The organism is Phycisphaeraceae bacterium (genome assembly GCA_019636735.1).
Classification (GTDB): Bacteria; Planctomycetota; Phycisphaerae; order Phycisphaerales; family SM1A02; genus VGXK01.
The window spans coordinates 67246-90338 of sequence record JAHBWY010000005.1; the positions used below are offsets into that span (position 1 = coordinate 67246).

General features: G+C 65.4%; 22 protein-coding genes. 6 read left to right on the plus strand and 16 right to left on the minus strand.

Annotated features, from left to right (window positions below):
* Positions 1-344: 344 nt before the first annotated feature.
* The 13 genes from KF724_08295 to KF724_08355 all read right to left on the minus strand — a co-directional run bounded on the left by KF724_08295 (position 345) and on the right by KF724_08355 (position 11422).
* A complete protein-coding gene (locus KF724_08295; GenBank protein ID MBX3355683.1) occupies positions 345-785 on the minus strand; it encodes a nucleoside deaminase in 441 nt (146 codons plus the stop codon).
* Between the two features lie 116 nt (positions 786-901).
* Positions 902-1564, minus strand: a complete 663-nt coding sequence (locus KF724_08300; GenBank protein ID MBX3355684.1) for a hypothetical protein — start codon at positions 1562-1564, stop codon at positions 902-904.
* A complete protein-coding gene (locus tag KF724_08305; protein MBX3355685.1) occupies positions 1564-2082 on the minus strand; it encodes a hypothetical protein in 519 nt (172 codons plus the stop codon). Before KF724_08305 ends, KF724_08300 begins: the two co-directional genes overlap by 1 nt.
* Before the next feature lie 1674 nt (positions 2083-3756).
* Positions 3757-4113 carry a nucleoside deaminase gene (locus KF724_08310; protein ID MBX3355686.1) on the minus strand — a complete coding sequence of 119 codons (357 nt, stop codon included), beginning with the start codon at positions 4111-4113 and terminating at the stop codon, positions 3757-3759.
* A 147-nt stretch (positions 4114-4260) separates the two neighbouring features.
* Positions 4261-5319, minus strand: coding sequence for an NAD-dependent epimerase/dehydratase family protein (locus KF724_08315; GenBank protein MBX3355687.1), 1059 nt, complete (start codon positions 5317-5319; stop codon positions 4261-4263).
* Positions 5276-6283, minus strand: coding sequence for a fatty acid desaturase (locus KF724_08320; protein ID MBX3355688.1), 1008 nt, complete (start codon positions 6281-6283; stop codon positions 5276-5278). The genes KF724_08315 and KF724_08320 overlap by 44 nt, the downstream gene beginning before the upstream one ends.
* On the minus strand, positions 6280-7830 hold the full coding sequence (atpA, locus tag KF724_08325) for a F0F1 ATP synthase subunit alpha (GenBank protein MBX3355689.1): 1551 nt from the start codon (positions 7828-7830) through the stop codon (positions 6280-6282). The genes KF724_08320 and atpA overlap by 4 nt, the downstream gene beginning before the upstream one ends.
* Positions 7831-7878: 48 nt before the next feature.
* Entirely contained in the window at positions 7879-8481 is a 603-nt protein-coding gene (gene atpH, locus KF724_08330) for an ATP synthase F1 subunit delta (protein ID MBX3355690.1), read from the minus strand.
* A 36-nt stretch (positions 8482-8517) separates the two neighbouring features.
* Positions 8518-9045 carry a F0F1 ATP synthase subunit B gene (atpF, locus tag KF724_08335; GenBank protein ID MBX3355691.1) on the minus strand — a complete coding sequence of 176 codons (528 nt, stop codon included), beginning with the start codon at positions 9043-9045 and terminating at the stop codon, positions 8518-8520.
* 111 nt (positions 9046-9156) lie between these two features.
* Positions 9157-9378 carry an ATP synthase F0 subunit C gene (atpE, locus tag KF724_08340; GenBank protein ID MBX3355692.1) on the minus strand — a complete coding sequence of 74 codons (222 nt, stop codon included), beginning with the start codon at positions 9376-9378 and terminating at the stop codon, positions 9157-9159.
* Between the two features lie 223 nt (positions 9379-9601).
* Positions 9602-10564, minus strand: a complete 963-nt coding sequence (atpB, locus tag KF724_08345; protein ID MBX3355693.1) for a F0F1 ATP synthase subunit A — start codon at positions 10562-10564, stop codon at positions 9602-9604.
* Positions 10565-10578: 14 nt separating this feature from the next.
* Entirely contained in the window at positions 10579-11160 is a 582-nt protein-coding gene (locus tag KF724_08350; GenBank protein ID MBX3355694.1) for a hypothetical protein, read from the minus strand.
* Positions 11153-11422, minus strand: coding sequence for an AtpZ/AtpI family protein (locus KF724_08355; GenBank protein MBX3355695.1), 270 nt, complete (start codon positions 11420-11422; stop codon positions 11153-11155). The genes KF724_08350 and KF724_08355 overlap by 8 nt, the downstream gene beginning before the upstream one ends.
* A gap of 76 nt (positions 11423-11498) precedes the next feature.
* Here KF724_08355 and KF724_08360 point away from each other — a divergent pair, with 76 nt between their 5' ends.
* Positions 11499-12056, plus strand: coding sequence for an NADH-quinone oxidoreductase subunit I (locus KF724_08360; protein MBX3355696.1), 558 nt, complete (start codon positions 11499-11501; stop codon positions 12054-12056).
* Positions 12057-12119: 63 nt separating this feature from the next.
* Here the strand turns inward: KF724_08360 and KF724_08365 are convergent, their stop codons facing one another.
* From KF724_08365 to KF724_08375, 3 genes are all read right to left on the minus strand, one after another.
* Positions 12120-13316 (minus strand): hypothetical protein, encoded by a 1197-nt coding sequence (locus KF724_08365; GenBank protein MBX3355697.1) that lies wholly within the window; start codon positions 13314-13316, stop codon positions 12120-12122.
* Between the two features lie 9 nt (positions 13317-13325).
* Positions 13326-14723 carry a hypothetical protein gene (locus KF724_08370; GenBank protein MBX3355698.1) on the minus strand — a complete coding sequence of 466 codons (1398 nt, stop codon included), beginning with the start codon at positions 14721-14723 and terminating at the stop codon, positions 13326-13328.
* 251 nt (positions 14724-14974) lie between these two features.
* Positions 14975-17731: a hypothetical protein gene (locus KF724_08375; protein MBX3355699.1), complete on the minus strand. Its 2757-nt coding sequence runs from the start codon at positions 17729-17731 to the stop codon at positions 14975-14977.
* Positions 17732-17972: 241 nt separating this feature from the next.
* Between KF724_08375 and KF724_08380 the strand changes: the two genes are divergently transcribed.
* The 5 genes from KF724_08380 (at position 17973) to KF724_08400 (ending at position 23072) form a co-directional block, all read left to right on the plus strand.
* Positions 17973-19262, plus strand: a complete 1290-nt coding sequence (locus tag KF724_08380; protein ID MBX3355700.1) for an NAD(P)-binding protein — start codon at positions 17973-17975, stop codon at positions 19260-19262.
* A gap of 5 nt (positions 19263-19267) precedes the next feature.
* Positions 19268-19663 (plus strand): alkyl hydroperoxide reductase, encoded by a 396-nt coding sequence (locus KF724_08385; protein MBX3355701.1) that lies wholly within the window; start codon positions 19268-19270, stop codon positions 19661-19663.
* Positions 19656-20093 carry a hypothetical protein gene (locus tag KF724_08390; GenBank protein ID MBX3355702.1) on the plus strand — a complete coding sequence of 146 codons (438 nt, stop codon included), beginning with the start codon at positions 19656-19658 and terminating at the stop codon, positions 20091-20093. Before KF724_08385 ends, KF724_08390 begins: the two co-directional genes overlap by 8 nt.
* A gap of 36 nt (positions 20094-20129) precedes the next feature.
* Positions 20130-21929 carry a hypothetical protein gene (locus tag KF724_08395; GenBank protein MBX3355703.1) on the plus strand — a complete coding sequence of 600 codons (1800 nt, stop codon included), beginning with the start codon at positions 20130-20132 and terminating at the stop codon, positions 21927-21929.
* A 228-nt stretch (positions 21930-22157) separates the two neighbouring features.
* On the plus strand, positions 22158-23072 hold the full coding sequence (locus KF724_08400) for a fatty acid desaturase (protein MBX3355704.1): 915 nt from the start codon (positions 22158-22160) through the stop codon (positions 23070-23072).
* Positions 23073-23093 lie beyond the last annotated feature (21 nt).

Genomic DNA, 23093 nt, shown 5'->3' on the forward strand with positions numbered 1-23093 from the left:
AACCCGAGGTGGACCACTCGGAGAGAACCGGGTGGCCTGGATTTGCGGAAACCGGACTTGTTGGACTTTACCGCCGTTCCGGAGCAGGTCAAGGCGCTGCGAGCAGATCTCGATGGAGCAGAATGGCATTTCCTGAGTGTTGAGGGGGCGGACGGTGGTCAAATGGGCCGTTGCAACGAGATCGCCGAGTTCCTTCGTTCCCAACACCCCAGCGTTCACCACGGCGTCGGCTCCCTGCTCACTCCCCTGCTCTCGGATCCCCCATCACTGGCGCAGTTGGTCCTGCTTCCCCTGGTCATTCCCGCGGCGTGGATCGCGTGCTCGTGGTGGGCGCGGCGGCTTGCCTACTCGCCGATGTCCTCGGCCCAGAGGTCGGGCTTCTCGCGCTGAAGGCGCTCCATCAGTGCCACACAGCGCTCGTCGTTCAACAGGCGCAGCTCAATGCCCTCGCGCCTCATCCACTCCTCCGCGCCGAGATAGGTGCGGTGCTCGCCGATCACCACGCGCGGGATCCTGAAGAGGATCGCGGTCCCCGAACACATGGGACACGGCGAGAGCGTGCTCACCAGCGTGAGCGACCGCCAGTCGCGCCGGCGCCCGGCGCGGCGGATGCAGTCAACCTCCGCATGCGCCGTGGGGTCGCCGCTCTGCACGCGCTGGTTGTGGCCTGCCGCCACGACGCGCCCGCTCGGGTCAAGCAGCGCCGAGCCGATGGGAATGCCGCCCTCGCGCCAGCTCTTCTCCGCCTGCTCGATCGCCGCGAGCCCAGTGCGAGCCGTGGTGATCGGTGATCCCGACCTGACTTGTTGCTCGACTTTCACATCGCATCGTGGCGCTCCGTCAGGATGGCCGTTTCAGCGTCCTGCGAGCATCACGGTTGAGCGAAGCCCTTACCGGGCGGTCACCCCCGCCTTCGGCCGCGAGTGCGCAGTGCGACCAGCGCCAGGAGCAAGGCGGCGCTGGGCGCGGGAACCGCGAAGCTCATGTACTCGATCATGCCGGCTACGGCGACTGTAAAGCCTTGAGGCGGCGGGGGCGGAATCAGTCGCACCCGGTCAAACGGCGTGACCGACTGGAAGCCTACGAACACCGCCACTGCGTCATTGGGCGGCATTCCAAAGGGGATGTTGCTTGCAAAGATATCCCCGACGAGCGTATCGCCGAGGTAGAACTCAACATGAACACCCATGTAGTTCAACGGCCGGGTGCCCCAGAACTTCAAGGGGGCTGCGAACTCCATGTTGATTTCGTAGATGCCTGGCGGCACGGGGTTCCATATGTCCTTACCCCCAATTGCCGGCTTCAGAGCCTGCGGATAGCCTGGATTCCACGCGTAGGCCGACCAGTCGTCCCCGTCGGTGAAACTCACGCCCTGCGGGGCCCATTGATTTGTTATAAGTGTGTTGGCCGGAACATCACCGAAATTGACCTGCGTGATGTTCGAGGCACCGCCAGCCGCCGACACCCACGCTGCTTTGTCAATGGTGTAGGACACGCCCGCCACGGCGTGCCCGGTCGTGACAGCGAACACGCACAGTACCGCCGCTCTCTGATCCTGTTTCATCACTCACCTTCCTGTTGCTGGCTCATTACAAGCAGCGCGAGTGCCACCGCGGCCTCGAGCTGCGCCTTGCTTTTTCCCGCCGACCATTGGACGAACTGCTCGTCCGTTTCGAATCCAAGAGCGGCGAGGAACGAGTCCAGGCGATCCTGGGCGCTCCCGATGCTCTCCACTCCTGTACGCAGGAATTCCGACGACTCACAGCAGATCGGATCGATTGTGAGCAGATCGTCACCGCTGCTCCAGTTCCCGATCAGGACCGCCAGGTCGTAGCCGTCGATCTTGACCTCTCCCTCGGGCGGTGTCGGGCCCAGGTCGAATGGACAGGCCTCGCTGCCTTCTGCACCCCACACTCCTAGCAACATTGCCAGATCTGACCCGTCAACCCGATCATTCCCGTCGAAGTCCATCAGGTGGGCGAGCTTGTAGAGCGTGGTTCCTGCGATCACGAGCACCATGCCGCGATCGTTGACGGACGCCGCGAATGGGAGCTCGCCCTCGATCGTGCAGGCTCTGGTCACGGTGGCAAGATCAACGGCGCACCAGTCCGTTTCGAGGTCCTCCCCGCCCGGGTGCTCCCAGATGACGGCATGCGGACCGCCGCCAGCAGACTCCGACTCCTCTTCCTCCTCGACAAGTGGAACGGGTGAACGGAAGCCGGCGACTCGGACGCTGTCGGGCGCCGATCGAGATCACCGATTCTTCCGCCGGCATCGCCCGATTTTTCGAGGAATGTACCCAGATTGAGGTAAGGCCGTCGCTTCCAAGCGACCAGATCCACGCGTTGCGAACGCAGTCTTGGAAGGCAGGCGGAGCCTGCTGGCCAACGCCGACGGCCAGGCATCGCCCTTCTTCGCCAAGCGCAATTGCACGAGCGATGTTCTCGAAGTACAGCCAGTCGGACTCGCCGTCGGGCTGGTGCGGGTATGGCAGCAGACCGCCGCTGGGAGTCGAACCCATTGACCAGCCGTACGAATCCCGGGTTCGGAGGAGTGTGGGGCAGTTGGGTTGTCCTAGCTCGGTCGAACACGGCCCAGGTTGCGGCGTCCTCTGCACGAACCCGACGGCCGCGGTGCCGGTCCCGGTGATCGCATACGGTCGGGCCATCGTGGGCAGCTCCCAATCTGATGGAAGCTCCTCTCCAAAATCACTGGACGACCCAGTCCATTGAATGGCAAAGGGAAGGGATCCCCCTTCGCTATCCGAGCAGAACGAGAATGTCCCCACCACGATCGGCTCGAACCCGTCGGAGAGCGCCCACGCCAACCCGGTCCGAGGATCCGGCTCGCTTGCCGGCGATGATTGAGGATGCGGCGGCAAGTAGGGCGAAAGGTCGAAGAACTCGTGCCCTGTTGAACTGCTGCTCTCGCGCCACCAGATGCACGGCAGCGCGTTGCTCAATGCGGCGGTGGCGCCGGGATCGGGCAGCACGCCACCGACGACACTCCCGACATCGTTGATGCCCAGGGCCACTGACGCATCGGCGCCGCTTGGATGAAGCGAATGCAGCCCGGCGGAGAGCCCGTAGAGATCACGCGGAAGCCAGAGAAATGCCTCGGTCGTCTGACTCGAGCCTTCACCAACGACCCTCGATCCGGCGACGGCGCCATCGTCATTCGAGACAACGCGCGTGGTGATCGAATGGCGCCCCGAAATGAGCACGCTCGTCCCACTGCGAATCGAAGTCACAATGGGCACTGCCCGGTAGCGCTCGCAAGTCTGCGGCATTCCTCGCGCCCCAGCGACCGCCAGCAGGTGAATCGCTGCGAGCGCGGTCAGAGTCGGCGCGAGCCGACGGACGACGGACGACGGACGACGGAATCAAGTTGTTCATCGACTCCTCCGCAGGTGAACCCGAGGTGGACCACTCGGAGAGAACCGGGTGGCCTGGATTTGCGGAAACCGGACTTGTTGGACTTTACCGCCGTTCCGGAGCAGGTCAAGGCGCTGCGAGCAGATCTCGATGGAGCAGAATGGCATTTCCTGAGTGTTGAGGGGGCGGACGGTGGTCAAATGGGCCGTTGCAACGAGATCGCCGAGTTCCTTCGTTCCCAACACCCCAGCGTTCACCACGGCGTCGGCTCCCTGCTCACTCCCCTGCTCTCGGATCCCCCATCACTGGCGCAGTTGGTCCTGCTTCCCCTGGTCATTCCCGCGGCGTGGATCGCGTGCTCGTGGTGGACGCGGCGGCTTGCCTACTCGCCGATGTCCTCGGCCCAGAGGTCGGGCTTCTCGCGCTGAAGGCGCTCCATCAGTGCCACACAGCGCTCGTCGTTCAACAGGCGCAGCTCAATGCCCTCGCGCCTCATCCACTCCTCCGCGCCGAGATAGGTGCGGTGCTCGCCGATCACCACGCGCGGGATCCTGAAGAGGATCGCGGTCCCCGAACACATGGGACACGGCGAGAGCGTGCTCACCAGCGTGAGCGACCGCCAGTCGCGCCGGCGCCCGGCGCGGCGGATGCAGTCAACCTCCGCATGCGCCGTGGGGTCGCCGCTCTGCACGCGCTGGTTGTGGCCTGCCGCCACGACGCGCCCGCTCGGGCCGGGCAAGCCGCCGAGCCGATGGGAATGCCGCCTTCGAGCCAGCTCGTCTCCGCCTGCTCGATCGCCGCGTCGAGACCGGCGCGGATGGCGGCATCGGGAGGCCAGGCGGAGACGCTCACGCGCAATCCTTCCAGCGGGTTGCAGCCATGGGTGTCAAGATCCGCGGCGCGACGATCCGCTCGTGGCCGACCCTGCGGCAGCCCCCGCACCCGGGGCTTGATCAGCACTGGCGGCAATGGTGCGGCTCAGTCCATCCTCGAACGAGACGATCGGGCTGTAGTTGATGAGCGCCTTGGCCGCGCGGATGTCCGCCTCGCTGTCGCGCACATCGCCGCGCCGCATGGGATGAAAGACCCGTTCGGCCTTCGTGCCGACGCCACGCTCGATCGCCTCCAGCAGCTCAAGCAGCGAGAAGCGCCCGCCACAGCCGATGTTGACCACCTGGCCTTCAAGCGCCGATGCAGTCGTCGCCGCGCAGAGGTTCGCGTGCACCGCGTTCGCCACGAAGGTGAAGTCTCGCGTCTGCCTTCCATCGCCATAGATCTCGACCGGGGCACCTTCGCGCACGGCCTTGATCCAGCGCGGCACGACCGCCGCGTATGCCGAGTCATGCCGCTGCCGGGGACCGAAGATGTTGAAGTAGCGCAGCGAGACGGTCTCCAAGCCGTAGCAGATGGCCCATGCTCGGAGTGAGTGCTCGCCCGCCAGCTTCGTCATTGCGTAGGGTGACCGCGGATCGGGCCGCATGGTTTCGACCTTCGGCAGCGTTGGCGTATCGCCATAGGCGCTCGAACTCGCGGAGTAGACGACGCGCTTCACTCCATGCCGCCGCGCCGCCTGAAGCACGGCCACCGTGCCGTCGGCGTTGGCCGCCTGGAAGCGATCGGGGTTCTCCACGCTCGCCGGCACGCTGCCCAGCGCCGCAAGGTGAAAGACAACCTTCGCCCCGCCCATCGCTTCGTCGAGCGCCGAGAGGTCAAGAATGCTCGAGGCGAAGACGCGCACCCGGCTGGCCACCCGGGAGAGATTGACCTCGCGTCCGTTGGAGAAATCGTCGATCACGCTCACATCGGCGCCAAGCTCGACGAGCGCGTCGACCACATGCGATCCGATGAAGCCCGCGCCACCGGTCACGCAGACGCGCATGCCCGAGAGCGCCTTGCCGGAGTCATGAAGCAGGGAGGACCGGGTCGTGCTCGGCGGCGTGGTCATGGTCATCGGAGCGTACCGGCCCCGACACCGACCGTCGATCGATCGGCGACCCTCGACGCCTGGCGCTGACTCGATCGTGCGAGGGAAGCCGAATGTCCTTGGCCAACCCCACGCTGCTCAACAGGCGAATGAGCCACCAGCTCGCATCCAGCTCCCACCATCGAAGTCCGTGACGCGCGCTTGATGGAAAGGCGTGATGATTGTTGTGCCACCCCTCGCCCATGGCGAGCACGCCCACGATGAAGTTGTTCCGGCTCTCATCGCCGCTCTCATACGGCCGTGATCCCCAGAGGTGACAGATCGAGTTGACGCTCCAGGTGACATGATGCACCGCCATGACACGAATGAGGCCACCCCAGAGGAATCCCGTGATGGCCCCGTACCAGGAGAGTGTGATCACTCCGCCAATGACCGCCGGCGCAATCAAGCCGATCAACACCCACAATCGAAACTGCCGATCAACGGCCACCAGGACCGGATCGCGCTCAAGATCCCGGGAGTAGCGCCCCAGGCCGCCCTGGTGCGGCGCGAAGAGCCAGCCGAGATGCGCGTGAAACGCCCCGCGCAGCGTGGCCCACCAGCCCTCGCCCCACGACCCATGGTCGCCCATGTGCGGAGAGTGCGGATCGCCCTCGGTGTCCGAGTGCACATGATGGCGCCGATGCTCGGCGCACCAGGTGATGACCGGCCCCTGCACGGCCATGGAACCCGCCGCCGCCAGCATGTAGCGCACCGGCGCCGGCGTGGTGAATGCCCGATGCGTGCAGAGTCGATGAAAGCCGACGGTGATGCCCAACGCCGTCATCACCGAGAAGCCCAGGAAGAGCGAAAGCGAGACCGCGTCGATGGCGGTCCCCCAGAGCAGAGCGATCGCCACGGCCAGCCCGCCCGGCGGCAGGAGCACGGCAAAGAGGTTGATCAGTCGTCGCTTGGAATCTGCCGGAGTCAGTTCTCGGCGGCTCAAGAGGGCCGCCAGTTCGCCTTGAAGGTCTTCAAGGCGCTCATGAACTGATCCTCAAGACCCTTGAAGCTCTTCTTCTCCGCAAGCTGATCCCGCAGGGGCTTGCCCGGACCCTGGAAGTACTCCAGGAGATCCGCTTCGCACCGGGACACCTTGTTGAGCGCGACATCGTCCATGAAGCCCTTGCTTGCCGCGAAGATCGAGATGACCTGGTCAATCGCGTCGTAGGGGGCGTACTGACCCTGCTTGAGCAGCTCCACCATGCGGGCACCGCGATCGAGCTGGCGCTGCGAGGTCGGATCAAGCTCGGTTCCGAGCTGGGCGAAGGCTTCAAGCTCGCGATAGGCCGCAAGATCGAGTCGCAGCGAGCCCGCGACCTCCTTCATCGCCTTGATCTGCGCGTTGCCTCCGACGCGGCTCACCGAGATGCCCGCGTTGATGGCAGGCCGGATGCCGGCGGCAAAGAGCTCGGGCTGAAGGTAGATCTGCCCGTCGGTGATCGAGATGACATTGGTGGGGATGTAGGCCGAGACATCGCCTTCCTGCGTCTCGATGATCGGCAGCGCGGTGAGCGAACCGCCGCCATTCTCACTTGAGAGCTTGGTCGCGCGCTCGAGCAGGCGCGAGTGCAGGTAGAAGACATCGCCCGGGTACGCCTCGCGGCCCGGCGGTCGTCGCAGCAGAAGCGAAAGCTCGCGATAGGCGACGGCCTGCTTCGAGAGGTCGTCGTAGACGCAGAGCACATGCTTCGGGGTCTTCCCCTCCTTGCCCTGCCACATGAAGTACTCGCCGATCGCGCAACCCGCGTAGGGCGCGATGTACTGAAGCGGTGCCGACATGCCTGCGGTCGCAGCGACCACGATCGTGTAGTCCATCGCGCCGTACTTCTTCAGCGTCTCGACGACACCGGCGACGGTCGAGTCCTTCTGACCGACGGCGACATAGATGCAGACGACCGCGTCGGGCGTGCCCCAGAACGCCTTCTGGTTGATGATGCAGTCGAGGCAGACCGCGGTCTTGCCTGTCTTGCGGTCGCCGATGACCAGCTCGCGCTGACCACGGCCCACGGGAATCATGCTGTCGACGGCCTTGATGCCGAACTGGAGCGGCTCCTTCACCGGCTGGCGCTCCTTGATGCCGGGCGCCACGATGTCCACCTTCATCGATGCGCTCGCCTTGATGGGCGGGCCGCCGTCAAGCGGATTGCCGAGTGGATCGATGACGCGACCGAGGAGCTCCGGACCAGCCGGCACTTCGAGCAGGCGGCCGGTCGATCGAACGACATCGCCCTCGCGGACGGTGGTCGCCTCGCCGAAGAGCACGGCGCCGACGGTGTCGGTTTCCAGGTTCATCACCTGGCCCATGATGGTGCCGCCCTCGGTCTCGAACTCGATGAGCTCGCCCGCCATGACCTTGCTGAGGCCGTAGACGCGGGCGATACCGTCACCCACTTCAATGACCTGTCCGACCTCGCTGATCTCCAGTTGGCTTGAGAACTGCTCGATCTCACGCTTGATGACGGAGGTGATCTCGTCGGTCTTGATCTTCACGGGAAGCCTCGTGTTCTGTTCGAAAGTGGCGGAACGGGTTCAGTTGGGTCAGGTGAGAAAACTGCTGAGGTCGCGGCCCAGTCCGGATTGACCGCGCTCGTGCAGGTTGCTGGCCAGTCGGCGGAGGCGCGTGGCCACGGAGCCGTCGATGAGCTGATCGCCCACGCGCAGCTTGACGCCCCCGATCATCGCGGGGTCGGCGTAGCTGTGAAGCACGGGCTCCTTGCCGAACGCCGCCTTCACGCGCTGCACGATCGCGCTCTCGACGGCGGGTTCAAGTCGCCCACCGGTGGTGGTGAAGACATCGACCTCGATTCGGCCGAAGCGCTCCTGCACCATCATGTCGTAGGCGTCGGCGATCGACTGGAGGTGACCGCTGCGATCATGCTCGTTGACGACCAGCAGGAAGCGCAGCGTCAGTTCGCTCACGCGACCTTCAAAGATCTTCCGAAGGGCGGTGCCGCGGGCGTCACGCTCGACGATGGGCGAAGCGAGGAACTCCCGCAGCTTCGCGTCACCGCGGACGAGCTCGGCAATCGCTTCGAGCTCCGACGCCGACTCCGCGATCTTCGCCTCGCCGCCGGACTTGTCGGCCAGCTCGAAGAGGCTTCTCGCGTAGACCTTGGCGATCTCGTCGACTTGGGTGGGCATCGGGAGGGGCGGTGAAAGGGAACGCCTTCAGCGGATTCAGTTCCGACTGCCGGCAAGGTTCTGGAGGGACTCTTCGACCAGGCGCTTCTGATCGTCGGGGCTGGCGGCGATCTCCCGCTTCAGGATCTGACCCGCGATCTGCGTCGCGAGGGAGACCGCGCGATCGTGGACTTCCATGATCGCCTGGCGCTTGGCACCCTCGATCTCGGCGGTGGCTCGCTGCAAGCGCTCCTGAGTTTCCTGCTCCATGCGGGCCCGAAGGGTCTCCGCCTGGCGCTGCGCCTCGGAGCGAGCCTGCGCGATGAGCCGGGTCGCCTCTTCGCGGGCTTCGCCGAGCTTCTTCTCGAACTCCGCCTGCGCGGCCTTGGCCTGCTTGCGGGCATCCTCGGCGGCCTTGATCTCGCCGAGAATCTTGTTGTTCCGCTCATCGAGACCCTTCACGATCACCGGCCACACCTTCAGGTAGAGGAACCCGAAGGCGACCAGGAACACCACGATGGCCGTGGCCGAGATGAGCGTCTCGATCTGCGTCAGATCGGCGGCAAGCAGGAGTGGCTGAGGCACGAGAGAACTCCTTGATCCGGTGCGGCGCTCGCGTCAGCGCGGCGCGAAACAACGAACGCCTTGGAGCGATCGGCGCTATGCAACGCGCCGATCGCCCCACGGCGACATCACTCAAAGGCTGGTGAACGCGAGCAGACCCACGACCACGCCGAAGAGCGCGACGCCTTCGACGAGAGCGGCCGTAATGATCATGTTGAGGAAGATCTTGCCGCTCGCTTCCGGCTGGCGGGCGATCGACTCGACCGCGGCGCTGCCGATGCGACCGACGCCCCAACCTGCGCCAAGCACGGCGAGGCCGGCGGTGAGCCCCGCGCCAAGACCGGTGAGGTTCATTGCTCCACTGGCGGTGCTGGGTTCCGCAGCAGCGGCGGTCCCACTGGCGGCGAGGGCGGCGAGGGCGGGAAGGACGAGCATGGTGAGCTTCTTCATGACGCGTATGGCTCCTGGTGCCTTGGCTGAATCGAAATCGATCGTTGGTGCGAGAGTTTCGGACGATCGGCCTTCAGGCCGACATGCCCCGAAGGGGCGAACATGGTAGTGGAAATCGGGCGTTGGTTCAGTGGGCGTGGACCGCGGCGGGCTGAGCGTGTCCATGCTCCTCGTGGCCATGGTCCTCATGGCCATGCTCCTCGTCGTGGTGGCTCATAGTGCTGATGAAGACCGCCGTCAGGAACATGAAAATGAAGGCCTGGAGGACCGCCACGAAGACCTCGAGGAAGGTGATCAGCACGGCAAAGATGCCGGAGACGACGGTGATTCCGCCGACCCCGAGCAGGCCCATGCCGCCCTGAAGGGCCATGGCCCCGAACATGAGCAGCGTCGCCAGCAGGGTGTGGCCGCCCACCATGTTCGCAAAGAGACGAATCGCGAGCGCCGCGGGCTTGATGAAGAGGCCCATGAACTCGACGACGAAGATGATGGGCACCACGAGCCAGAGGCCCTTGGGCCCAACCAGCAGGTCGCGGCCGCCGCAGAGATGCTCGAGCCATCCCTTCACGCCAAGCTCCCGGAAGGCGTGCATCTGGATCGCAATGAAGGAGAAGATCGCCAAGCCCGCCGTCACCGAGAGGCTGGCCGTGGCAGTGCCGCCGAAGAAGACCCAGTCCGCTCCTTCGGGCGTCTGCACACCGACGAGGTTCTTGAAGAGGGTCTGCACATCGATCAGCGGGATCAGACCGAGCAGATTCAGCGTGAGAATCAGGAAGAACTGCGTCATCAGGAACGGCAGGTAGCGCCGCGCGGTGGCCGCACCAAGCACCGGGGTGAGCATCTCGTCGCGGAGATAGACCACCAGCGTCTCGATGAGTTGCGCCAGCCGTCCCTTGGTGATGTAGCGCTCGTTGCCGAGACTCTCCGGCCCCGTGGCGATGCGCTTCGCGGCGTGGGAGAGGGCCCAGATGGTCAGCGCTCCTCCGACGATCAGCATCACCATGCTGATCGAGATGAACTGCGACCCAAAAACCTTCTTGTCCACCACATGGTGGAGGGGATCAAGTCCGGCGAGGAAGAGGGCGTTCATGGTGACGGTCTGAATCAGGAAGCGGGCGGTTGGCGGGCGTTCGCATCGGCCGCCGCAAGCGATCGGGCGATGCTCCTGGCCGCGATCGCGACTTCCGCCGCGAGACACGCCAAGTAGGTCCCCGCCAGCGACAGAAGGAAAACATCCGTTCTGCCGGGGATCGCGGAGTATACAGCGAGCCCCGCAATCGGCGTGAGCAGCAGACGCCCCACGGTGCTGCCGAGCCAGATCGCAGCCCAGGTTCCCGCCGCCCGCACGCGCCACGGCTGAATGGCCGCCAGAATCGGGACCGCTGCCAAGATGGCTGCCAGCGAGCCCGCGAGACTTGCGGTCACCGGATCGATGGCGGCCGTCGCGTCCCCTGTCCCCGTGGCCGCGGGCGAGCCGACGATCCGATGGGTGATCAGCGCCGCGAAGGTTGCCGCGCCGACACCCGCCAGCAGCACCGCCAGCACAATGGCCCCCGAAGCTAGCCTGATCCGCGGCTCGCGTGGGTCGGCGGCGAGTGAACCGATCATGCCCGACCCGCCGCGCGGCGAAGGCGCTGGCGCGTCTCGGTCCGATGGGTGATCGGCGCGGTCGTCTTGCTCACTCACCGCGGCGCCTCCTCTTCTCGATCTCGTCGAGTTCCTTCATGGTCTTGATCCCCTGCCGAATGAGTGTTCCCATAGCCACGACCACGCCGAGAATGCCACCGATCATCATGCCGGTGTTGCCACCCCCCCGAAGCTTGTCCACCAGCCAGCCGATGCCAAGCCCGGCGGCGACTTCGGCGGTGCTCTGGAAGGCGATGCCCATGAGCCGGTAGCCCAGTCGCATTTCCGCTGCGTTGGCCCTGCGATCCGCCTTCGAGGTCACGCCGCGGAGCCTAGGGCGAAGAACGCCGATCCGCACAGATCGCGTGGATGAATCGCGGGGTATCCTTGCTGCTCCAATGGCCATCCGCGACGAGGACATCATCGATGTGACCCCGACCAGGCTCAACCGCACGGAGAGCCTCTTCGTGGTGAATGTCTTCAAGGGCCTCGGCACCACGCTGAAGCATGCGCTCAAGAATGTCGGCCGCGACGGCTCGAACAAGGACACCCTCTGGGTGCTCCAGTATCCCGAGCAGAAGCGCGACGATCGGCCGGTCGAGGAAGGCGGCCAGTACCGCCCCTACTTCCGCGGCGTGCATCGCCTCAACAAGGATGAAGATGGCCGCGTGCGCTGCGTGGCGTGCTTCATGTGCGCGACCGCCTGCCCGGCCAACTGCATTCACATCGTGGCCGATGAGAGCCCCTGGCCCGATCGCGAGAAGTACCCGAAGCAGTTCGACATCGACGAGCTGCGCTGCATCTACTGCGGCATGTGCGAGGAGGCCTGCCCCTGCGATGCGATCGAACTCACGCCGCACTACGAAGTGACGGGGCTCTCTCGCCAGGAGCTCATCTTCGACAAGGCGAAGCTGCTCCAGGTCTATGACGAGACCGTCGGCGAGAAGCCGATGTGACCCCCGCGCGGTCGCGGGTGGCTTCGATCGCGCGGTCGTGGTTTGCAACTGTCGTGCGCGGGGCTACTGACCCGCGGTCACCTGGTCTCGGCCAAGGATGCCGCCGCGCGTGAAGACATGCACGCTCGTGTTCGTGCCATCCACGGATGCCGAGCTGTAGTAGCCACCGTACACCTGCCACGGTCCGCTGCCGACCGGGGTCATCCAGAGCGACGCTCCGCCGCCCGCAACCACGGCGGCGTTCTCATCGAGCACCTTGCGGATGGGGAGCGGTCCCGTGTGACCGTCAAAGAAGAGCGTCATGGGCACGCTGTCGGCGCCCATATTGAAGTGAAGCATGCTCCCAGGGACGAAGGCGGGGTTCGTCAGGAACGGCGCATTCTGGAGCCAGCCATGCTCGATCAGTCGGCTCTTCAGTTCGGGATGAGCGCATTGCGACACCGTCGGTGACTTGAACGATGCATCGAAGTTGAAGGGGCCGACGAACGGCCCGCCCACTCCCTGATCGCTTCCGCCAAAGACCTTCGGGTGGTACATGGCGGCCGGGCTCATGATGTACGAACTGAAGCACATCCACTTGCCGTCCGCGACGAGCGTGAACGGGTGAGGGCTTTCGAGACCGGGACCCACGGCCGACATGCGTGTCCGGTCCGCCGGCGCGTAGAAGACGCGATCCATGAAGCGACCATTCACATAGGAATTGATCACCGGCGTGTTGACGAGCATGAAGGTGCCGTGGCCCACGGCCGTGCCGGCGAAACTGAACGGGTGATACATGTTGAGATTCGATTGGGACCCCGAGGTTGGGTTGTCGCAGGGCGGAAGCCAGTAGCCCCAGGTCGCCAGCGCCCCCGCAGGTGGATAGGTGCCGCCGAAGCCGAGAATGAGTGGCGGCAGGCAACCGAAGAGCGCAATCGCCTGCGGATAGCTGTTGCCGGAGAGCGCGAACTCGTCGTGGATGAAGGTCGGCTGCCGATCACTCCAGCTTGCGGCATAGGCCGCGTGCGCAGTCGCTTGCACGCGAAGATTCGCAAGTGACGCATGTTCCATGCTGCGGGAGCGCGCTGCGCCGACCAGAACGAGCACCACGGCGCACGACGCAAACGCCGTTGCCAGGGTCGCCACCAGCTCCGCGCTGGTGAACCCGCGATGGGCTCGCGCGCCGGAGGGCCGCAGTGAGCCTTGCACTGGAGGCGAGCGCTCCTGCTGCCGCGCAGAGAGGTTCGAACCTTCACGATTCACGGTGAGTTCATGGCCCATGTGCATGATTCAACTCCACTGCCCAAGAAGGAGGGCGAGGTCAGCGCCATCGACAACGCCATCACCATTGAGATCGGCAATGGTGCCCGGTGGCGCCGCTCCCCATGATCCAAGGAGGATTGCCAGGTCGGCACCGTTGACCACGCCATCACCGTTGAGGTCGCCCGCGATGAGTGTCGTCACGATGACGCATCCTTCGAAGCTCTCCTTGTCGTCGGAGGTGCCCGGCGCCCCGATGACCAGCGTTCCGCCCTTGAGCGCGAGCGCCGCGCCGAAGTCCGTATCGGCTGCACCAAGGCGCGTATCCACATGGTGCCACGCACCCCCGATGAACTCGAAGATGAAGACCGCCGCGGTCTCTCCCCCCCGCGCCTCGCCGAACTCGACGGCGCTGATGGCCACGCGGAGGCCGTCGATGGCGACCGCTCTCCCGAATCCTTCGCAGAAGATCTCATTTGGCGCCTCGAGTTCGGCTTCAAGCGACCAGAGGTCCCCAACCCGACGATAGATGAACGCCACCCCGCGGCGGGGCTGCGCCTGCATCTCAGTTGCGGGTGACCCGACGATGATGCGCTCCTCATCCATGGCGAGCGAGAGCCCATGCCAGTTGCTGAGTTGCGGATATGGAGCTTGCAGCGTGGTGAAGGGCGCCCACAGCGATTCCCCCGTGCGTTTGAAGATGCGCACAGCCGCATGCAGCCCGAGTTGCGCACTGAGGTCAACGGCGCCTGCGGCGGCCCAGCCAGAGTTGATCGCGACCACATCGCCGAGGCTCGTGGCGCTTCCAGCCGCAGCGGGGAAGGCCTGCATCGCGCTCACCACCCCATCATCGATCCGCAGGAACTGGACGGCGGCGCTCTTTGAACCGGGCCGCCCGGCCACGATCCACCCGTGCGACATCGCCACGGAAGAGCCGTAACGATCGAAGTTCGGCGTGACGGATTGAGTGAAGAGCGAAACATGCGTGTCATCGGCGTTGAGGCGGAAGACCTGGACCCTGCCGCGCATGTTCCCAAACGGCGCCTGTTGCGGGATCACAAAGCCAGGCGACCCGATGACCACGATGTCGCCATCAACGGCGATCCCCGCTCCGAACTCGGAGCCGTGCACAACGCTCTCCTGAATGGTGCTCTGCACCTGAGTCCACACTCCGTCGGGGGAGCGACGAAAGAGCACCACCAAACCCTTCAGACCCGGCTCGCGCCGAGTCACCGGCACTGCCAGCACCGAGTGGCCCAGCGCCAGATGCGATCCAAAGAAGTCCCGCGGCTGAGCGCCGGGTGCGCGAAGCACCTGATCAGCGCCTGCGACGGCTGTCGCGGCGCCGAGCGTCGTGACGGCCAGAGCGCCCAGGAGTCCCAACGGGGTGCGTTGATCCGGCCGGCGGACCTCGCCGACTCGACTCATGACGCCCGCCAACGAAGCAGGGTGTCCTGCATGCATGGGGCAACCTCGCAATCCAAAGTGCGGACGCCGACGCCAAGGCATCGGCCTTCGTGAGGAGGAACTCCTCGGTCAGTACAGTCAACGAATCACGAAACGCTGCGTCGCGGGCGAAAGAGATGAAGGGGCGCCGCGAACTCCGAACCGCGTGCAGGGTATCGCTTCAAGTCTGCATGTCAAGACATCAAATCAAGAAAGGCCGGGAGTAACGCGGTTCAATCCCTCGGAAGGCCGTTGCCAAGCAACGGCACCTGTTCGAGCGTGGCCTTTGAGAGCACGGCCCGCAACTCGATCTGCGCCCGATCATCCGCCTCATCCTGCAGAAAGCGCCAACGCTCAACCTCGGGCGCGTGGTGATGCCAGCGAATGGGCAATCCCTGATCGCGTCGCGCATGGTCACCCTCGATCTCCTCAAGCGCTCGCATGGTCACGCGAATCATCTCGTCGGTGACCGATTGCCGAGCGCGCTGCCACTCGGCGCTGATGCGATCGATCGCCTCGCGCTCTTCGGGCTCGACTCCCTCCAAGGCCCGCAACTGTGCAATGATCCATGGAGTGGGCGAGTGGTTCCGCACCACATCGGGATACGCCAGTCGAATCCAGATCTCCTCGAACTCGCGACGCGCCTCGCCTTCGAGAGCCCCCCGAACCTCCTCCACGATCTCGCGGGACAGTCGGTCGATCGCGCGGGTGTGCCGGGTCCACTCGCGTGTGGCCGAGTCGAACTCCGCATGGGCCACCTGCCACTCCGGCGTTTGTTCGAGCCAGAGATTCCCCGGACCAGAAAGGATGAACCACTCGTCCCGAACATGCTGCGAGTGCTCCATGTCGAGGGCCGCCTCCGCCCGCGTCAGCAGGCGCTCGCGCAGTGCATCGCTTCGCTTTGCAACCGCTGCCGCCAGTGCGTGACGCGCTTCCACGCCGAGGAGCGGCCCCATGGCGAGGAGCGCAAGATTGACCTCCGCGGGCTCGCCCACCACGACGAAGCTCGCCATGCCGGAGCGAGGTCCGGTCACGATGGAGAGTCGCGCGAGCTCCGCAACCGCGATCCATGGTCGGCGCGCTGGCGCACCGACTCTCGATTCGAGCGCGGCGAAGAGGCGGCGGTCGATCGCAACCACCTCGGCAAGGAACTCGAGGTTCGCCTCGAACTGGGTCTGCGCCGCCTGTATCGCCGGCCACTGTCGCCACGCCTCGAGTGACACCGCTTCATCACGAAGGCGGTCGTCGCCCATGCCTTCGTGCTCGTCGATGGAAGGGAGATCACTCAACAGCGGATTGGGCAGCGCCGATCGATCAAGAGTCGAATGGGTCATACGCCGCGAGCCGAGATCGCTCCGTTCGATGCGTCGGCTCCATTGCTGGCGCGCCTCATCGAGCAGGGTCGTCAACGCACGACGCTCGACCTCATCGAGCTCGATCGCCTGCGCAAGGAGCTCGAGGAACGACTCCTCGATGGGCCGAGGATTCCACCCGCCCCCGTGTTCCTGGCCAACAAGGACGGAGTGTTCATCCTCGGCGCTGAGACGAGCGTCGACGGCCGGAACCTCGGAGGGGGAGAGCCACGAGATCTCGTGAGCCCGCTCGCTCATGGGGCGGCGGTCCGCTTCGTCGCCCGGGCGCCCCGGGAGTCGAAAGCCCATGGCCCGCCACTGCGGCTCGTCCAACTGCTCCATGAGCGTGGCTACGGTCCTTTGCGCCCGATCTTCGCGGGACTGCACCAGCGTGCTGATCTCCACCGAACGACGGGCGAACTCCGCCTCGAGAGTCTCGACTCGGGCCTCCGGAGTCGCGCGATTGAGGCGCGCGTCCTCCCGGCGAGCCTCGGCCTGCCGGCAGATCGGGATGAGCTGAAGGATTGCCAGAACGGTCGCGTCATCTTCACGCCTCCACTGTTCGAGGGCACGCAGGAGCTCCGCCTGGCGCGCAGGGTCCAGATCTTGCATCGCGCGAAGCTGCGCCTCGGCTCGAAGAAGACCACGCTCAAGGCGGGGTCCCGAGGAGGATCCCCACAGTGGTCCGATGATCTCTCGCCGCAGCGCACGCCTGGCCTCCTCGGTCACGACAGCCTCGAGGACCTGATTCCAGAGGCGCTCCTCAAACTCCCGACCAGAGAGAGCCGCGCGACGGAACTGGCGATACGGGTCCGCTGACACAACGGCCCTGCTCACTGCGGTGCGGCGCGCCTGCTGCTGCTCGGGCGAGAGTGCGTCGGGGTCCGCGACGATGGGAAACCCGGCGAGCGCTTGCTCGACGACAACCAGGTAGCGACGAGCGGCCTCTCGTGCGCTTCGAAAGATGCGCTGGGCGTGTTCATGGAGCTGCGGAGCATTCGCATCGATCACCGCCATGGCAGCGCGACGCTCCGATGGCGGGAGCTTGGCCGCCCTGATCTTCGCTTCGAACTCACCCGTCGCATCGACGAGACCGCGACGGTACGGCCGGAAGGTCGTCAGTCGCGACACGGAGACCGCTCGTCGAGCGAAGCGCTCCCGTGCGGCCTCCGGAAGCATGGCCTCGACTTCTCGCAAGAACGCCTGTTCGTAGAGCCGAAGCCGGGCTTCCAAGCCATCGACAGCAATCTCGCGACGACGCAGTTGGCGAATGCGACCGAGATCGAGCCCGAAACCGGTTTCGAGGATCAATCTCGGAGCCGCCTCATCACGGGCTTGCAGCGCTCGAGCAAGGTAGGCGTCGTGCAGCGGCAGCAGCGATTGAACGAGCCGATGGTCGTCGCCGTCGATCGCGTCGGGGCTTCCATCATGGCGCGTCTCGACCAACACTTCGAGGACCGACGCCTCGACCCAACGAACCCGGATCGGTTCAAGCACGCCATACGACTCAAGGCCCTGACCAGCGGCCGGGCGAAGTGGAAGCACCGCGAGGAGACCCAGAACAATGGCGACCGTGCCGCAGCGCACCCGATCGAGTGTTCGACACCGCACCGCATGCACTCCCGCGCGCACTCTCATGGGGCGATGCAGCGTGAGGGTCGAATCGCGGTGACCGCTGGCATCCCGCGGGCCGTGCAAGGTTCGACAGTGGTCATGCGAGGTTTCATGGCTCCCGCCTGCGCTCACGCCAAGAATGGTAGCCCATGGCTGCGGCTGCCCTTCGATGTGAAGGGCGTCTGAGGCCCGTCGACCGACCTCGGCATGCGACCAGGCGGGCTGCCGACGCATCCGGTCGGCAGACCCATCGAACCGCCTTGAGATGTATCCCCTCTCACCAGGAGCAGGAGGACCAATCGCCGTCATCGGCGCCGGCCTTTCTGGTGCCGCAGCCGCTGAGGCGCTCGTGCGCTTCGGCTTCGCGGTCACATTGCTCGACCTTGGTCGCAGCGCCGGGGGGAGACTCGCCTCGCGACGCCTTGCCACCCCCGACGGCACCGAGTGGCGCTTCGACCACGGCGCGCCGTTCTTCACGGCCATGACCGATGAGTTCAGGTTGATCGTCGGCGACTGGAGCAGCGCCGGTATCGTCGCGCCGTGGCTCGGGCGTTTCATGTTCCTCGACGAGATCGGCCTCGCCTTCGAGCGCGCCATCACGCGATGGGTCGGCGTGCCCTCGATGAGCGCACTCCCGCGACGGCTCATTGAATCTGCGGGCGACCGGATCGCCGTTCGGAACTCCTTCCGCGCGGAGCGATTGGAGTTGACCTGCGACGGGCGCTTCGACCCCTCGCGGCGCTCGGGCGCGGTGATCTCGCGTGAGTCGGCACGCCCGCTGTGGCGCATTCACGGCACCAACTCGCGCGGCGCGGCGGAGGCGCTCGGTCCATTTTCAGGCGTGATTCTCGCGATGCCCGCTCCGCAGGCGTCAAGAGTCATTGCCGCATCGCGCGACCACTCATCCGTCGAGATGTTGCAGCCGCTGTCAGGAGAGCTTGGTCGGCTCTCATGCCGATCCGCATGGGTGACGATGCTCGCCTTTGAGTCGCGTGTGCCGATCGACGCCGATGTCATCTCGGTGCGAACGCCCGGGGTGATCGCCCGCGCGGTCAGGGAGAGCGGAAAGCCGGGCCGACGCGACTCTGGTGATGGCAGCGTTGCGACGGAGCCTGACCGTTGGGTCGTCACTTCGACCGATGAGTGGGCCGCCACTCGGCTCGATGAACCGCGCGAACGCATCGCAGTCGAACTCGAACGCGCCTTCCGCCAGCTCGTTCGAAGCCTTGCTCGCTCGAACGGTGCGCCGGCGCCAGATGCGCCGCGGACCATGCTCGCTGAAGCGCACCGCTGGAGTCTGGCCATGCCGCGGCGAACGCCCGCTCCTCGTCGAGAGCTTGAAGACGAGACGAACGACCCCCGCGCGGCGATGACACCGACCCTTCCCACCGCGCACGATGGCCGCGTGATCGCCTGCGGAGACTGGAGCGCCGGCGAGGGAGTCGAGGCAGCGTTCCTCGCTGGCCGCGCCGCCGCCCGGCGGCTGTCGGCCCACCTCGAGGCAAGCTACTTCGAAGAACCTTTCGTGCCAGGCGTCTTCGAGCGCCGAGAGTGAAGACCATGCGAAGCGCACGCCCGTGGCTGATCGCCGCCGGGCTCTACAACCTCACATGGGGCGCCTTCGTCGTGCTCTCGCCCCAGTCTTTCTTCACATGGACGGGCATGGAGCCCCTCAATCATCCCTCGATCTGGCAGTGTCTCGGCATGATCGTGGGCGTCTACGGCATCGGCTATCTCATCGCAGCATCGGATCATCGGCGCCACTGGCCGATTGTCCTCGTCGGCCTGCTCGGCAAGGTCTTCGGGCCCATCGGATTCGTCATGACCTGGTGGCGCGGCGAGATTCCGCTCGCCTTCGGAGCGACAATTCTCACCAACGACCTGATCTGGTGGGTCCCATTCACGCTCATGCTGTTTGATGCGCGCCGCGCCGCGAGGGCCACGCCCCATGCATGAGTGGATCACCCCGCTCAGCTTCATTCATGCGGCGTGCACATGGTTCATGGCGGGCCTGATCTGGTTCGTGCAGGTGGTCCACTATCCGCTCATGGCGCGCGTCGGCGCGAATGAGTGGGTGGACTACGAACGAGCGCATGTCCGCCGGACCACGCTGGTGGTGGCGCCGGTCATGCTGATCGAGGCTGCATCGGCCATTCTCCTCGTCATGATCGGCACCGCGCGTCCGCTCGCGTGGTCGGGAGCGCTGCTCCTCGCGCTCATCTGGATGGTGACCTTCGTGGTCCTTGTTCCGGCCCATGCGCGACTCGAACAGGAACCTGACCAAGCGGCGCTTCGTCGGCTTGTTCGATGGAATTGGCCGAGAACCGCAGGGTGGACCCTGCGCGCGGCGGTCGCGTCGGTCATACTGTTCACCGTCGGGGGTTGACCGAGGAGTCGTGGAGTCCCGATGAGCATGACAGAATTGAGTGTGTGTCGCGGCTTGCTCTGCGCCGCGGTGGTGTGCGGGTTGGGGCACGCGGTGGCTGCGAGAGAAGTCGCCACCTCGATCACGAAGCCCGCCCCCGAGCCGGGCATTCCGATGCAGGTCTGGGTCGATGCGGCGCCGACGATTCCCGGCATTCAGCGCTGCGTGGTCGATGCCCTGCCCAAGGACCAGATCATCGCACCGGCGGGCATTGGCCCGATGCTCTGCGACCTCGCGGTGGATGTTCGACTGCTCAACCCAGTCATGCTGAACCCTGCGGCGCGCCTCTTCGCGGTGTCGTTCACGGTGCACTTCGATCCTTCGATCGTCGAAGCGGCACCGGGCTTCATCGACGCGCCGGCCTTCAATGGTGTGATGGCGAACCCCGTCTGGTTCGTGCCGCCCGGGGCACCGCCGGGCCAGATTCGCGTGGAGCTTTCCATTCCCTCTTGCGTGGTGGGGCTTCCCGGCGGCTTTCTCGTCTTTCCGGGCATGAACATTCTGCTCGCGCGCCTCGGTTTCAACGCGCTCGACGACGGCCAGAGTGGATTCGACCTGACCGACATTGAGTTCCGCACGACGCCGAACTCGTCGTGCCTTCCCATCACGGTGGCAGCGGGCACGGAGAACTTCGCTCGCTCGAAGGTGGTCATCGATCACGCGGGGCGCAATCTCGGGTGCTTCTCGGTGAATCGCTCCTTCGACGCGCCGGATTTCTCCCCCGGCGATGGCATCGCCGACTCGAATGCCACGCCGGGCATCATCGATGCGACCCTTTCCGCGTGCATTGCCGAAGCGAATCTGCGCAGCGGCCCTGACACCATCGCCTTCGCGTTTACGCCGATCGGGGCGCCGATCTCGCTGACCGCACCACTGCCGCCGCTCTCCGATCCGACCGGAGGCACGATCATCGATGGCACTTCACAGCCGCTCGTACATCTGCGTGGCCAGGGCGCGGTGCATGGCGTGACGATGACAAGCGGCGGCCATGTCCTGCGTGGAGTCGCCCTCACCGGTTTTTCGGGCGCCGCGGTCGTGATCACTGAAGCCGCCCAAGGAAACCATGTTGTCGGCTGCCGCCTGGGAAGCGATTGGTCCGGCGCTGGCGTGCCCAACGGAATCGGCGTGCTGCTCGATGCGGGCGCGCGGGGCAATCGCATCGGCGGAAGCGGTCCCGGTGACGGCAACCTGATTCGCGGGAGCCTCAACGCTGGCGTGGTCGACCTCGCAGGGAACCTGATCTCGCGCAACTCGATCGTGGCCAATGGAGGCAAGGGGATCCAGGTGAAGTCCCCCACGGCGGTGGTGACGGTGCTCGGCGCCATGGTCGAACGAGGCGTCGTGGTGATCGAGGGCATCGTGAGCGGTGTGCCCGATCACGCGTACGACATCGAAGTGTTCGGCAACAACGCCTGCGCGCCGAGCGGCTTTGGCGAGGGCCAGACCTTCATCGATGCATTCGAAGTCACCACCGAAGCGTCGGGCGATGCGTTCTTCCTTCGTGCGATCACGCTTGCGAATGGAAGCGCGACGCCATGGCGCCTGACGATGACAGCGACTTCGTCTGCGAGTGAGACTTCAGAGTTCTCCAACTGCGTCATCGTCCTCGGCGCATTGAACCCATGCCCCTCTGACCTTGACGGGAACGGTGTGGTCAATGGTGCCGATCTTGCGCTGGTTCTCGGCTCCTGGGGTGACGCGAGCCACTCGTTGCCGATCGGAGACATCAACGGCGATGGTGTGGTCAACGGCCTTGATCTTGCATTGGTGCTCGGAAGCTGGGGCAAGTGTCCGTAACGATCACGGAGCTTTGTGCGGGCTTCATCGAGATTCAGTCGCGAAACGGGCGTGCGTTGGCGATCGGGCGCTCAGGGAGCCGCGCCGAACACGCGCGCACTCCGCGGCCTCCGAGTACATTCCCACCTCTCCGTTGCCCCCCACATCACAGGCCACGCGCGGCTGAGCTCCTCATCGAGCCTTGACGGACCCGCCCGACTGACCGATCCAGCGCCACCTCTCTCACTCATGCATGCCCACACTCCGGCGCCGATCTGGCACCGCATCGTCACACTCATCGGCGTTGTTGTTCCGACACTCGCCCTCATCGCAGGCATCTGGCTGGCATGGGGAGGATGGTGCTCGACCACCGACCTCGTCATGCTCGGAGTCGGCTATGTGCTGACGGCACTCGGTGTCACCATCGGCTACCACCGTCTGTTCACCCACCGCGCCTTCGAAGCCTCACCGGTCGTCGCGTGGTTCTTCGGCATCCTCGGCTCGATGTCCGTGCAGGGCCCGCTGCTCTGGTGGGCGGCCACGCATCGTCAACATCACCAGCACTCTGATGACGAGCACGATCCACACTCACCCCATGCCGGGCATGCGCAGGGTCTGCTCGGTGCGATCCGGGGCTTCTGGCATGCTCATGTCGGATGGCTCTGCACGCGCGACCTTCGCTCGCAGACCGAGCGCTATGTGCCCGACCTCATGGCCGATCCCATCGCGCGTCGCATCGATCGCCTCTTCCCATTATGGGTGGCGCTCGGCCTCGTGATTCCCGCCCTGATCGGCGGCGTCATCGCCGGCACATGGACGGGCGCTGCGCTGGGCCTGCTCTGGGGCGGATTGGTGCGGATCTTCCTCATGCACCACGCCACTTGGAGCATCAACTCCGTCTGTCACCTCTGGGGCTGGCGCGACTTCGAATCCGGCGATGAGAGCCGGAACAACCCGATCATGGGCATCGTTTCCATGGGCGAAGGTTGGCACAACAACCATCACGCCTTCCCCGCCAGCGCGCGTCATGGATTCGGCCTGCAACTCGATGTCAGCTGGATCATCATTCGCGCGCTGTCGTGGGTCGGCTTGACAAGGCGCTTGCGACTGCCGGACCCCGCGCGCATGGAGCAGAAGCGCCTGCGCTCCGCGGCGACGGCGTGAGATGAGCGCGACTCGGTTGAT